This is a genomic window from Aminobacter sp. GW821-FHT11F06 (assembly GCF_058808215.1).
Genome location: NZ_JBXARL010000008.1, coordinates 100,942 through 113,090 on the forward strand (window position 1 = coordinate 100,942; position 12,149 = coordinate 113,090).

At 63.0% G+C, this 12,149-nt stretch carries 12 protein-coding genes; 10 read left to right on the forward strand and 2 right to left on the reverse strand.

All coding sequences use genetic code 11. From position 1 onward, the window contains the following. Window positions 1-86 precede the first annotated feature (86 nt). From AC1RTB_RS19620 to hisG, 4 genes are all read left to right on the forward strand, one after another. Window positions 87-728, forward strand: coding sequence for a DNA-3-methyladenine glycosylase I (locus AC1RTB_RS19620; protein ID WP_492880746.1), 642 nt, complete (start codon window positions 87-89; stop codon window positions 726-728). 286 nt (window positions 729-1,014) lie between these two features. After that, the gene (hisS, locus tag AC1RTB_RS19625) at window positions 1,015-2,532 is read left to right on the forward strand and encodes a histidine--tRNA ligase (RefSeq protein ID WP_492880747.1); all 1,518 of its coding nucleotides are present in this window, start codon (window positions 1,015-1,017) and stop codon (window positions 2,530-2,532) included. Between the two features lie 168 nt (window positions 2,533-2,700). Continuing rightward, window positions 2,701-3,819 carry an ATP phosphoribosyltransferase regulatory subunit gene (locus AC1RTB_RS19630; RefSeq protein ID WP_492880748.1) on the forward strand — a complete coding sequence of 373 codons (1,119 nt, stop codon included), beginning with the start codon at window positions 2,701-2,703 and terminating at the stop codon, window positions 3,817-3,819. Beyond that, window positions 3,819-4,523 carry an ATP phosphoribosyltransferase gene (gene hisG / locus AC1RTB_RS19635; protein ID WP_492880749.1) on the forward strand — a complete coding sequence of 235 codons (705 nt, stop codon included), beginning with the start codon at window positions 3,819-3,821 and terminating at the stop codon, window positions 4,521-4,523. Before AC1RTB_RS19630 ends, hisG begins: the two co-directional genes overlap by 1 nt. On the opposite strand, the gene AC1RTB_RS19640 is transcribed toward hisG, so the two are convergent. Beyond that, window positions 4,489-5,394 carry a hydrogen peroxide-inducible genes activator gene (locus AC1RTB_RS19640; protein ID WP_492880750.1) on the reverse strand — a complete coding sequence of 302 codons (906 nt, stop codon included), beginning with the start codon at window positions 5,392-5,394 and terminating at the stop codon, window positions 4,489-4,491. The two genes, hisG and AC1RTB_RS19640, sit on opposite strands and share 35 nt — an antisense overlap. A gap of 302 nt (window positions 5,395-5,696) precedes the next feature. Between AC1RTB_RS19640 and katG the strand changes: the two genes are divergently transcribed. The 5 genes from katG (at window position 5,697) to AC1RTB_RS19665 (ending at window position 11,238) form a co-directional block, all read left to right on the forward strand. Further along, window positions 5,697-7,910: a catalase/peroxidase HPI gene (gene katG / locus AC1RTB_RS19645; RefSeq protein ID WP_492880751.1), complete on the forward strand. Its 2,214-nt coding sequence runs from the start codon at window positions 5,697-5,699 to the stop codon at window positions 7,908-7,910. 175 nt (window positions 7,911-8,085) lie between these two features. Beyond that, entirely contained in the window at window positions 8,086-9,372 is a 1,287-nt protein-coding gene (locus AC1RTB_RS19650; RefSeq protein ID WP_492880752.1) for an RsmB/NOP family class I SAM-dependent RNA methyltransferase, read from the forward strand. An 83-nt stretch (window positions 9,373-9,455) separates the two neighbouring features. Continuing rightward, window positions 9,456-9,914 carry a PaaI family thioesterase gene (locus tag AC1RTB_RS19655; RefSeq protein ID WP_492880753.1) on the forward strand — a complete coding sequence of 153 codons (459 nt, stop codon included), beginning with the start codon at window positions 9,456-9,458 and terminating at the stop codon, window positions 9,912-9,914. Between the two features lie 4 nt (window positions 9,915-9,918). Then, window positions 9,919-10,554, forward strand: a complete 636-nt coding sequence (locus AC1RTB_RS19660; protein ID WP_492880754.1) for a 5'-methylthioadenosine/S-adenosylhomocysteine nucleosidase — start codon at window positions 9,919-9,921, stop codon at window positions 10,552-10,554. A gap of 186 nt (window positions 10,555-10,740) precedes the next feature. Then, entirely contained in the window at window positions 10,741-11,238 is a 498-nt protein-coding gene (locus AC1RTB_RS19665) for a DUF2165 family protein (protein ID WP_492880755.1), read from the forward strand. Between the two features lie 40 nt (window positions 11,239-11,278). Here AC1RTB_RS19665 and AC1RTB_RS19670 read toward each other — a convergent pair whose 3' ends face one another. Beyond that, the gene (locus AC1RTB_RS19670) at window positions 11,279-11,605 is read right to left on the reverse strand and encodes a hypothetical protein (protein WP_492880757.1); all 327 of its coding nucleotides are present in this window, start codon (window positions 11,603-11,605) and stop codon (window positions 11,279-11,281) included. Between the two features lie 60 nt (window positions 11,606-11,665). On the opposite strand from AC1RTB_RS19670, the gene AC1RTB_RS19675 reads away from it, so the two are divergent. Beyond that, window positions 11,666-12,124 carry a MarR family winged helix-turn-helix transcriptional regulator gene (locus tag AC1RTB_RS19675; RefSeq protein WP_492880759.1) on the forward strand — a complete coding sequence of 153 codons (459 nt, stop codon included), beginning with the start codon at window positions 11,666-11,668 and terminating at the stop codon, window positions 12,122-12,124. Window positions 12,125-12,149: the final 25 nt, after the last annotated feature.

The following is a 12,149-nucleotide window of genomic DNA, read 5'->3' on the forward strand; positions in this document are numbered from 1 at the left end:
CCTTTTGGTGTGGTTACCGACCGGTTCAGGAGTCTGGTAAAGCACGGGTAAATCGCAGCTTCTCGCTGTTAACGAACGGATTTGTGATGGAAGAGAAAAAGACAGGCCTGATGCTGGGTGCCGATGGCGCGACGCGCTGCTTCTGGCCGGGCGCGCTGCCCGACTACCTGCACTACCATGACAATGAGTGGGGCCGCCCCGTCGCGAACGATATCAGGCTGTTTGAAAAGATCTGCCTCGAAGGGTTCCAGTCTGGCCTGTCGTGGCTGACGATCCTGCGCAAGCGCGACAATTTCCGCGAGGCGTTTTCCGGCTTCGACTTCGATCGTGTCGCCGAATATGGCGAGACTGACATCGAGCGCCTGCTCGGCAATCCCGGCATCGTGCGCCATCGCGGCAAGATCGTCTCGACCATCAACAATGCCAGGCGCGCCCGCGAATTGGTTGATGAAGCCGGCTCGCTCGCCGCCTGGTTCTGGAAGTTCGAACCGGGCGCGGACGAGCGGCCCGAGGTGGTCGACTATCCCACGCTGATCGCCAATCCAACGACGCCAACCTCGACGCGGATTTCCAAGGAACTGAAAAAGCGTGGCTGGAGCTTCGTCGGCCCAACGACGGTTTATGCCTTCATGCAGGCGATGGGGCTGGTCAACGACCACATCGAAGGCTGCATGTGCCGGAGCAAGATCGAGGCCGAGCGCAAGGCCTTCAAGCGGCCGGGTCAGTAGAAAAAAGTACCCCCACCCCTAACCCCTCCCCACAAGGGGGAGGGGAATGCCAGCGCCGCCGTTACATCAAAGTCATAGAAGGTAGGTGCTGAGGAGGTCGTACCGAAAAGTCCCCCTCCCCCTTGTGGGGAGGGGTTAGGGGTGGGGGTACTCTTTGCGACCGAGCTTTGTTTCAGCCCAGTAACCGCTCACCGCGCCAAACGCTTGCTGCTCCAGCCCATTTCGGTTACGACACGCCGCGCCGTATCAGCGGCTAAAAAACCTGAAAAAGTGCGGAATCTCGACCATGGCCGACAAATCGGAAAAGATGAAAGCGCGGCTGCCGCGCGGCTTCGTTGACCGCAGCGCCGACGACATCCGCGCCGTCGAGAAGATGATGGTCGCGATCCGCGAGGTCTATGAGCTTTACGGCTTCGAGCCGGTCGAGCAGCCGCTGATCGAATATACCGACGCGCTCGGAAAATTCCTGCCCGACCAGGACCGCCCCAACGAGGGCGTCTTCTCCTTCCAGGACGACGACGAACAGTGGCTGTCGCTGCGCTACGATCTGACCGCGCCGACGGCGCGCTTCGTCGCCGAAAACTACGAAAAGCTGCCAAAACCCTATCGCAGCTACCGCTCCGGCTGGGTGTTCCGCAACGAAAAGCCCGGCCCCGGCCGTTTCCGCCAGTTCATGCAGTTCGATGCCGACACCATCGGCACACCGGGTGTCGCGGCCGATGCCGAGATGACCATGATGATGGCCGACGTCATGGAAGCGTTGGGCATCAAGCGCGGCGACTACGTCATCCGCGTCAACAACCGTAAAGTGCTCGATGGCGTGCTCGAGGCGATCGGCCTTGGCGGCGACGAGAACGCCAACCGCCGCCTGACTGTGCTCCGCGCCATCGACAAGCTCGACAAGTTCGGCCCCGAAGGCGTCAGGCTCCTGCTTGGCAAGGGCCGCTGGGACGGCGGCACGGAAGGCGAGGGCGACTTCACCAAGGGTGCTGGCCTGGATGATGCGGCGATCAACACGGTGATCGCCTTTACCGAAGCCGGTGCCGCCGATTCCGACAGCACGGCCCAGAACCTCAAGGCCATCGTATCCGGCAATGTCCGCGGCACCGAAGGTGTTGACGAACTGGCGCAGATCGGCTCGCTGGTCGCAGCGGCAGGCTATGACGACGGGCGCATCAAGATCGATCCCTCGGTCGTGCGTGGCCTCGAATATTACACTGGTCCTGTCTACGAGGCCGAACTGCTGGCTGAAATCCCCAATGACGACGGCCAGGTCGTGCGCTTCGGCTCGGTTGGCGGTGGCGGCCGTTACGACGGCCTCGTGTCGCGCTTCCGTGGCGAGCCGGTGCCGGCCACCGGCTTTTCCATCGGCGTGTCTCGCCTGATGACGGCGCTGAAGAACCTCGGCAAGCTCGACACCTCAGACGTCATCGCGCCTGTCGTCGTGCTGGTCATGGACAAGGACACCGAAAGCCTTGGCCGCTACCAGAAGATGGTCGCCGAGTTGCGCGCGGCGAAAATTCGCGCCGAAATGTATCTCGGTGGCGCCGGCATGAAAGCACAGATCAAATATGCCGACCGCCGTGGCTCGCCTGTGGTCATCATCCAGGGCGGCGATGAGCGCGCCCGGGGCGAAATCCAGATCAAGGACCTGATCGAGGGTGCGCGTTTGTCGGCCGAGATCACCGACAACGCTGAATGGCGCGCGGCACGTCCGGCGCAGATCACCGTGCCGGAAACCGACCTCGTTGCCGAAGTGAAGAAGATCCTGGCGGCGCAGGCGGAAGAGCGCAGCCGTGGCTAGCGAAAACATGCAGCGGTCCGCGCTGCCCCTCATCCCCCTGCCGGGACCTTCTCCCCGTGGAACGGGGAGAAGGGGATTGGCCGCAACGCTGGCGCCCCCCTCGCCCCGTTTACGGGGAGGGGGTAAGGGTGAGGGGCAGCGCCTCGCTTACGTGAAGGACTGTTGGGCATGACCCCGCGCTACCCTGCCATCGCGTCCGATATCCTGAAGCTCTTCGCCGCGCGCGGGGCCGATGCCGTCGACGTGCCGGTGCTGCAGCCGGCCGACCCGTTCCTCGACATGGCCGGCGAGGATTTGCGACGCCGCATCTTTCTGACCGAAAGCGAGACGGGCGCGGCGCTGTGCCTGCGGCCGGAATTCACCATTCCGGTCTGCCTCGACCACATCCACACCCAGTCCGGCACGCCGCGCCGTTATTCCTATCTCGGCGAGGTGTTTCGCCAGCGCCGCGAGGGTGGCAACGAGTTCTTCCAGGCTGGCGTCGAGGATTTGGGCGACACCGATACGGCGGTTGCCGACGCACGTTCGGTGGCCGATGCGCACGCGCTTTTGTCGCTGTGCCTGCCGGGCCGCGACCTCACGGTCACGCTCGGCGATCAGGCGATCTTCGAGGCGGTGCTGGCAGCTCTCGGCCTGCCGCGCGGTTGGCGCATGCGCCTTGCCCGCGCCTTCGGCTCGGACGAGCTTCTGGCTGCGGCACTTGGTGATCTCGCGGCACCCACCCGTTCCTCCGCGTTGACCGAACCGGCAGCTTCACTGGTCGCCGATGGCGACCGTGATGCCCTTGCCGCTTACATATCCACTGGCATGGAGCAGGCTGGCCTGTCGCCTTCGGCTGGCCGCACGCCCAACGACATCGCCCGCCGTCTCATCGAAAAGGCCGAACTGCGCAGCGTACGGCTGTCGAGCGACGCCTTCGAAGCACTCGAACGCTTCCTCGCCATCGACGTCGTGCTCGACGAAGCGCCCGCTGCCCTCAAGCAGTTCGCCGCCGGTGCCGGGCTCACGCTTGGTTCGGCACTCGACAATTTCGCCGCCCGGGCCAAGGCCGTCGCCGGTCATGGCCTCGCCGCCAATTCCGTGCGCTACGATGCAGCCTTTGGTCGTCCGCTCGACTATTACACCGGCCTCGTCTTCGAGATTTCCGGCCCCGATGCCGAGCGCCCGCTGGCCGGTGGTGGCCGCTACGACCGGCTACTGACGCTGCTCGGTGCGGCAAAACCCATTCCCGGTGTCGGCTTCTCCGTCTGGCTCGACCGTATCGAAGCCCTGAGGGAGATCAACTGATGGCGATATCGATCGCGCTCCCGTCCAAGGGCCGGCTCAAGGAGCAGGCGCTTGACGTGCTGGCCAAGGCTGGCTTTGCTGTCAGCCTGCCTGATGACGACCGCCGCTATCGCGCCTCGATCGAGGGCAGGGCCGATATCGAGATCGCCTTCCTGTCGGCCTCCGAGATTTCAGGCGAGATCGGCCAGGGCAATGTCGACCTCGGCATCACCGGCGAAGACCTGATCCGCGAAAACCTCGCCGACTGGGAAAGCAAGGCCGAAATCACGGCTCGCCTCGGTTTCGGCCACGCCGATGTCGTCGTCGCCGTGCCTGACATCTGGCTCGACGTCGACACCATGGCCGATCTCGACGATGTCGCCGCCGATTTCCGCCAGCGCCATGGCCGCCGCCTGCGCATCGCCACCAAATACTGGCGGCTGACGCAGCAATTCTTCTCCCAGATGCACGGCATCCAGGTCTATCGCATCGTTGAGAGCCTCGGCGCGACAGAAGGCGCTCCGGCTGCCGGCTCGGCCGATGTCATCGTCGACATCACCTCGACCGGCTCGACGCTGCGCGCCAATCATCTGAAAATCTTGTCGGACGGCGTCATCCTGCGGTCGCAGGCGTGCCTGGTGCAGTCGCGCAAAGCCCGCAGCGCGGCCGATGATGCGGTGCTGTCCGAGTTCAATGCCGCAATAGCGGCTGCAGTTCGCGGATAATCCGCGCAAGCTCGATGCACTCATTGTGCCTGGGGCTGTTGCGGCGCCAGGCAAGGCAGATGCGGCGCTCCGGCACCGGTTCGGCAAAGGGCACGATTTTCAAATCGCGCTGGTCGTGGGCGGGTCCCGCCGCCATCTCCGGTATCAGTGTTACGCCTAGCCCATGCGCCACCATCTGCAGCAAAGTGGTCAGGCTGGTCGCGCCATAGCTGGCCATCGCCACCGGCTTGACGCTGCCGCACACGGCGAGCGCCTGTTCACGCAGGCAATGGCCTTCTTCCAATAGCATCAGCCGTTCCAATGCCGGGCTTTCTGGTGGCACCGGCGGCGATGCGAAATCCGGGTCGTCGGCAGGAACCGCAAGATAAAAGCGGTCGGAAAACAGCTCCTGCGCCATCAGGCCGGGAAAATCGAGCGGCAGGGCGGCGACGAAAGCGTCGATACGGCCGTTCAGCGCGTCCTCTGCCAGTGATCCGGTGATCGCTTCGCGCAGTTCCAGCCTGAGATTGGGATATTCGCGCTTCAGCGCCGGCAGGATATGCGGCAAAAGGTAAGGCGCCACCGTCGGGATGATGCCGAGGCGCAGTCTCCCTTCCATCGCCAGCCTGCCGCGCCGGGCGGTCGTTTCGACCTCGCGGATTTCGGCCAGGATGTTTTCGATGCGCGGCTGCAGTTCCAGCGCATCTTCGGTCAGGCGCACCGCCTTGCCGCCGCGTTCGAACAGCGTGCACCCCAGACGCTCTTCCATCTCTGCGATCTGCGCTGAAAGCGCTGGCTGGCTGACCCCGGCAAACTCGGCGGCGCGGCCGAAATGCAGCGTCTGCGCCAGTGCCGCGAAATATTCCATCTGTCGGATTGTCAGGCGTATCATAATCTCAGGTTATCAAGATCGTTAGAAAAGGCAATTTGGCTTTATCAAAATCGCGTCCTAGACTGGAATGGTTCCAATCGGGCGGCAGCCTTTCTGCTGCCTGGACGGTCTAGCGAGTTCTATCCATGAGGGAGGCGCAAGCCATGACAAAGCCGACGACCACCAGTGCCAGTGCGCCGGACAGCCAGAATTCGATCGCTGCGAGCGAGCGCTACCGGGTTCTCCTGTAGAGCTCGCCAGCCCACCGCGAAGCTGGCCGACAGACCGCAAGCACAACGACAGACATACGTTCGGAGATGAACATGGACGCTACGACTGACAAGAGCGAGGGCAAATGCCCGGTCGCGCACACTTCTGCTGGTAGGACCAATCGTGACTGGTGGCCGAACCAGCTGGACCTCAAGGTCCTCCACCAGCACTCGGCCCTGTCCGACCCGATGGGCGAGGCGTTTGACTACGCGAAGGAATTCGAAAGCCTCGACCTCAACGCCGTGATCCAGGACCTTCATGCCCTGATGACGGACTCGCAGGATTGGTGGCCGGCCGACTTTGGCCATTACGGGCCGCTATTCATCCGCATGGCATGGCACAGCGCGGGCACCTACCGCATTGGCGACGGCCGTGGTGGTGCGGGAGCCGGACAGCAGCGCTTCGCGCCGCTCAACAGCTGGCCAGACAACGTCAACCTCGACAAGGCGCGCCGGCTGTTGTGGCCGGTCAAGCAGAAATATGGCCGTAAAATCTCCTGGGCCGACCTGATGATCCTCGCCGGCAACGTCGCGCTGGAATCGATGGGCTTCAAGACCTTCGGTTTCGCTGGCGGACGCGCCGATGTCTGGGAGCCGGAAGAAGACATCTACTGGGGTTCCGAAGGCAAATGGCTGGCCGACGAACGCTATAGCGGCGACCGCGAGCTCGCCAACCCGCTTGGCGCGGTGCAGATGGGCCTGATCTACGTCAATCCGGAAGGCCCGAACGGCACCCCGGATCCGCTGGCATCGGCGCAGGATATCCGCGAGACCTTCGCGCGCATGGCGATGAACGACGAGGAGACCGTTGCTCTCATCGCCGGCGGCCACACCTTCGGCAAGACCCATGGCGCCGGCGATGCCGCGCTGGTCGGGCCTGAGCCCGAAGCCGCTGGCATCGAGCAGCAGGGCCTCGGCTGGAAGAGCAGCTTCGGCACCGGCAAGGGCGGCGACACGATCGGCAGTGGCCTGGAAGTCACTTGGACCACGACGCCGACGAAATGGAGCGGCAACTTCTTCTGGAACCTGCTCGGCTACGAGTGGGAACTGACCAAGAGCCCGGCTGGTGCCCACCAGTGGACACCCAAGCACGGCATGGGCGCTGGCACGGTGCCGGATGCGCATGACCCGTCGAAGCGTCACGCGCCATCCATGCTGACCAGTGACATCGCCTTGCGGGCCGATCCTGCCTACGAAAAGATCTCGCGGCGCTTTTTCGAGAACCCGGACCAGTTCGCCGAAGCCTTCGCACGCGCCTGGTACAAGCTCACCCATCGCGACATGGGCCCGGTCGCGCGCTATCTCGGCCCGCTGGTGCCGAAGGAAGAACTGCTGTGGCAGGACCCGATTCCTGCGATCGATCATGTCCTGGTCGATGAGCAGGACATCGCTGCCCTGAAGGCCAAGATCCTCGCCTCGGTGCCGTCGGTGTCGCAGCTGGTTTCGACGGCCTGGGCTTCGGCCTCGACGTTCCGCGGTTCCGACAAGCGCGGTGGCGCCAATGGCGCGCGCATTCGCCTCAGCCCGCAAAAGGACTGGGAGGTCAACCAGCCCGCCCAGCTGGCGTCTGTCCTCGAAAAGCTCGAAGCGATCCAGAAGGAGTTCAACGCTTCGCAGACCGGCAACAAGAAGGTTTCGCTTGCCGACCTGATCGTTCTCGGCGGCGTTGCCGCGATCGAGAAGGCTGCCAAGGACGCCGGCCAGGACGTGAAGGTGCCCTTCACGCCGGGTCGCATGGACGCCTCGCAGGAGCAGACCGATGTCGACTCCTTCGCCCCGCTTGAACCGGCGGCCGATGGTTTTCGCAACTATGCCAGCGGCAAGCAGCGCCTGTCGCCTGAGGAGTCCCTGGTGGATCGGGCGCAGCTTCTGACGCTGACGGCACCCGAGATGACGGTGCTGGTCGGTGGCCTGCGCGTGCTTGGCGCCAATGCGGGAGAGTCCGCGCATGGCGTCTTCACCACCCGGCCAGGCACGCTGACCAACGACTTCTTCGTCAACCTGCTCGACATGGGAACGGAGTGGAAGGCGGTCTCTGATGCCAGGGACGTGTTCGAAGGACGCGACAGGACCACAAACGAGGTCAAGTGGACCGCCACCCGCGCCGACCTGATCTTCGGTTCGCACTCGCAGCTTCGCGCTCTTGCCGAAGTCTATGGCAGCACGGACGCCAAGGGGAAATTCGTCAAGGATTTCGTGGCGGCGTGGACCAAAGTGATGAACGCCGACCGCTTCGACCTTGGCGAAACGTTGCAGGCGGCCGAATAACAAGCCGGGATTGACCGAACCAGGCAGGCGCGGAGCGATCCGCGCCTGTTTCATTTTTCGCCTGACCCGTTCGGGGGAAGTTTTTACCCTGGAAGCTTCGCCCGACGCTTGTGCATTGCCTCGCCGCTGTTTAGCTAGGCCTGATACGGGTCAACCGAAAGCGGAAACACCGAACATGCGACTTGGCGGAAGACTGGCTGCGGCCATCGAAGTACTCGACGATATCGACAGGCGGCATCGGCCCGCTGCGGATGCACTCAAGGATTGGGGGCTGTCCCACCGCTTCGCTGGCGCCGGCGACCGCGCAGCGATCGGCAACATTGTCTATGATGCACTGCGCCGCAAGCGTTCCGCAGCCTGGCTGCTTGGCGACGAGACGTCGCGCGCGCTCGGCTTCGGCGCCCTGCTGCTTGAATGGGACCAGTCGGCCGAGGCACTCAACCAGACGCTCGACGGCGACAAGTTCGCACCCGAGCCGCTGAGCGCTGACGAACTCAAGGCTATCGCCGAGCGCAAGCTCACTGACGCGCCCGATGTTGTCCGCGCTGATTCTCCCGATTGGTGCGCGCCGCTGCTCGAACGCGCTTTCGGCAGCGAGTGGGTGGCTGAAGGTGCAGCTCTTGCCGCCCGTCCGCCGCTCGATATCCGCGCCAACACGCTGAAGGCCGACCGCGCCCGCGTCATCGGCGAACTCGAAGGCACCCAGGCAGCACCCATGGCACTTGCCCCGCATGGCGTGCGCATTCCGCCGATCGACGGCAGCGGCCGTCACCCCAATGTCCAGGCCGAGCCGGCATTCCAGAAGGGCTGGTTCGAGATCCAGGACGAGGGCTCGCAGCTTGCCGCCGAGTTGGCTGGTGCCACATCAGGCATGCAGGTGCTCGATTTTTGCGCCGGTGCCGGCGGCAAGACGCTGGCGCTGTCGGCTGCGATGGAAAATCGCGGCCAGATATTCGCTTACGATTCGGAAAAGTCGCGCCTTGCGCCGATATTTGATCGCCTGCGCCGGTCGGACAACCGCAATGTCCAGGTCGTCACCAAGCCATCCGAGCTTTCCGTTCTCACCGGTCACATGGATCTCGTCTTGATCGACGCACCCTGCACCGGCAGCGGCACGTGGCGCCGCCGGCCCGATGCCAAATGGCGTCTCACCCAGAGGCAGCTCGACATTCGCAAGGCTGAGCAGTCGGCCATCCTTGACGCTGCCAGCACCTATGTGAAGCCGGGCGGCCTGTTGGTCTACATCACCTGTTCGGTCTTCGATGAAGAGAACGCCGACCAGGTCGCGGCGTTCTTGGGTCGCGACAAGAGCTTTGCAGCGGTCGATCATCCGGCACTTTGGGCGCAGCGCTTCCCCGGTCGCGATGATGCCGTGCGCTTTGGCGCGCAAGGCCTGTCGCTGACACCGGCAAGAAGTGGCACCGACGGCTTTTATTTTGCCGCCATGCGTCGCAAGGGTTGACCTCGTCACCACTTTTGCGCTGCAGCATTTCCGATTGCCTGCATTTGCCGGCTTTGCGATAAGAATGCCAAGAGGACATCGCAATGGCAGCCAAGATCGTACCCGCACCCGATTATGACGAGCGTGTCAGGGCCTCGTTCGCGCGCCAGAGCGCGATGCGGACCATCGGTGCCGAGCTCACGCTCGTCACTCCAGGCATCATCGAGATCGAGATGCCGTTTTCAGATCAGCTGACGCAGCAGCACGGCTTTCTCCATGCCGGCGTCATCTCGACGGCACTCGATTCCGCTTGCGGTTATGCTGCCTTTTCGCTGATCCCGGAAAGCTCGAGCGTGCTCACCATCGAGTTCAAGGTCAATCTCCTGGCCCCCGGCAAGGGCGAGCGTTTCCTGTTTCGCGGCTCGGTCACCAAGCCCGGCCGCACAATCGTTGTCGCCGACGGCCAGGCCTATGCGATTTCGGCCGACGGCGAGGCCAAGCTGATTGCCACCATGACGGGCACGATGATGGCGATTGCCGGTCGTGACGGTATCGAGGGCTGACACCATGACTGATGTGACTGAGTTCGCCGGTCGCAAGGTGCTGTTCGTCATGGCGGCCGATGCCGAATATGGCCCGCATCTGCAAAAGCTGTTTGTCCCTGTGATGACAGGCGTCGGTCCGGTTGAAGCAGGGGTCAGGGTGGCGGGTGAACTTGCGCTGCTCGCCGCCTCCAACTACTTGCCCGATCTTGTTGTCTGCCTTGGCTCCGCCGGTAGCCGCAGGCTCGAACAGACAGAGGTCTATCAGGCCGTTTCGGTCAGTTACCGCGACATGGATGCGTCAGCGCTCGGCTTTGAAAAGGGAGCCACGCCTTTCCTCGACCTGCCGGTCACCGTGGCTTTGCCGTTGAAAATCCCTGGGGTGAAGCAAGCCAGCCTGTCGACCGGCGGCGCCATCATCTCAGGTGCTGGCTACGACGCGATTTCAGAAGACATGGTCGACATGGAGACCTTTGCCGTGCTCCGCGCCTGCCAGATGTTTTCCGTGCCGCTGATTGGCCTGCGCGGCATCTCGGACGGCGCCGCCGATATAGGCCATGTCGACGACTGGACCGAATATCTCCATGTCGTCGATGAGAAGCTGGCGCATGCCGTGCACCTGCTGGGCCAGGCGATAAGCAGCGGCGAACTCAAGCTTTAGTAGTCTGACGGGCTGCGCACTGCGCTCTTTTGCCATGAGCTTTGCCAAGGCGTTTGATGTATGCGGCGCATGGTCATGCACGCTCATCGACGCTGATGCTTTTTCTCGACCCGCGCTCTGTTGCTCGGACGAGATGGGGCAACAGTGTCGAAGCGTGCACGTGCTTTTTCAGGAGTAGCTTATAAGATGATGATCACCCGCATATCCAAGACCGCCGCCGTTGCTGCCATCGCACTGTTTTCAACGCTTGTCGCCTTCGGCAACATCACCGACTACGGCACCAATTTCGCCTTCGTGCAGCATGTCCTGAGCATGGACACGATCTTCCCGGATGCGGCCATCAAGTATCGCGCGATCACCAATCCAGCGCTTCACAACCTGTTCTACTTCCTGATCATTGCCGCTGAATCCCTGACGGCAATCCTGTGCTGGATCGGCGCCTACCGCCTTGCCACCAACCTTCGCAAAGATGCGCGCAGCTTCAATGCTGCCAAGACGCTGTCCATTGCCGGCCTGACGCTCGGCTTCCTGGTATGGCAGGTTGGCTTCATGTCGGTCGGCGGCGAATGGTTCGGCATGTGGATGTCGAAGACATGGAATGGCGTGCCGGATGCCTTCCGTTTCTTCATCACCATCTTGCTCGTGCTTGTCTTTGTTGCCCAGCGCGACGAAGAACTCGCCTGACGAAATTTGGATGGTCGTCCCTTGTGGGCGACCATCCTGCCTATTGCGCCGCGCGCGGCAGGTTCTTGGCGTTGCCGAACAAGACGCCGATCAGCTTCACCTGGATATCGCGATCCCTGTTGATGTAGGTCACGGCACCTGCCTCGTGGTCGATCTTCCAGCGTCCGACCGCACCATTGTCCCACTCGACGACATAACCACCGTCAGCGAGTTTCCACACGCCCTTCCTGGTCTCGCCGTCTTCGAGCAGCATGTGCGCCGTCTCGCCTTGCTCGAAATAGACATAGGCCTCCTTGCCGTTGCGATCGAGCACATGGGTCGTGCCCGGGATTAACACCGACAGGGTCGCTTGATCGAGAATTGCCATCGCGGTCTCCATTGGTTATCAATATCGTCAAGTCGCTTGACTTTATGTGTGGATGGAAAAATGGTCAAGCAGCTTGACGAAAATGCCGAGGCGCCGCTGCCCGATCATGTCGGCTGGCGTCTCTGGCAGGCGAGCCGTGCCTGGCAAGCCGAGTTTTCAGCTGCCATGCGCGCCTCTGGCCACGATTGGTTCAGCGAAAGCCGCGCGGGTCTGCTCGGTCACATACCGCGCCGTGGCATTCGCCAGGCCGCGCTCATCGAGCGGGCAGGCATCTCCAAGCAGGCAGTACAGCAGCTTCTCGATGGCCTCGAAGCCGAAGGCATCATCGAACGCGTGGCCGATCCGCACGACAAACGCGGCAAGCTTGTTCACTACACGCAGCTTGGATTGGCGGCACTTCGCGACGGCGACCGCGTCAAGCTCGACATCGAAAGCGGCTATCGCGAACGGTTGGGGCCAGGCAGCTTCGAGGCGCTGATGCAGGCTTTACGCGTGCTTGACGGCGATGCTCGGCGCTGACCTCAGGCGGATGCCTTGCACCAAG

Bases quoted from the DNA above. Each gene is read 5' to 3' on its own strand.
- AC1RTB_RS19620 (WP_492880746.1), top strand. From the start codon at position 87: ATGGAAGAGAAAAAGACAGGCCTGATGCTGGGTGCCGATGGCGCGACG.
- hisS (WP_492880747.1), top strand. From the start codon at position 1,015: ATGGCCGACAAATCGGAAAAGATGAAAGCGCGGCTGCCGCGCGGCTTC.
- AC1RTB_RS19630 (WP_492880748.1), top strand. From the start codon at position 2,701: ATGACCCCGCGCTACCCTGCCATCGCGTCCGATATCCTGAAGCTCTTC.
- hisG (WP_492880749.1), top strand. From the start codon at position 3,819: ATGGCGATATCGATCGCGCTCCCGTCCAAGGGCCGGCTCAAGGAGCAG.
- AC1RTB_RS19640 (WP_492880750.1), bottom strand. From the start codon at position 5,394: ATGATACGCCTGACAATCCGACAGATGGAATATTTCGCGGCACTGGCG.
- katG (WP_492880751.1), top strand. From the start codon at position 5,697: ATGGACGCTACGACTGACAAGAGCGAGGGCAAATGCCCGGTCGCGCAC.
- AC1RTB_RS19650 (WP_492880752.1), top strand. From the start codon at position 8,086: ATGCGACTTGGCGGAAGACTGGCTGCGGCCATCGAAGTACTCGACGAT.
- AC1RTB_RS19655 (WP_492880753.1), top strand. From the start codon at position 9,456: ATGGCAGCCAAGATCGTACCCGCACCCGATTATGACGAGCGTGTCAGG.
- AC1RTB_RS19660 (WP_492880754.1), top strand. From the start codon at position 9,919: ATGACTGATGTGACTGAGTTCGCCGGTCGCAAGGTGCTGTTCGTCATG.
- AC1RTB_RS19665 (WP_492880755.1), top strand. From the start codon at position 10,741: ATGATGATCACCCGCATATCCAAGACCGCCGCCGTTGCTGCCATCGCA.
- AC1RTB_RS19670 (WP_492880757.1), bottom strand. From the start codon at position 11,605: ATGGCAATTCTCGATCAAGCGACCCTGTCGGTGTTAATCCCGGGCACG.
- AC1RTB_RS19675 (WP_492880759.1), top strand. From the start codon at position 11,666: ATGGTCAAGCAGCTTGACGAAAATGCCGAGGCGCCGCTGCCCGATCAT.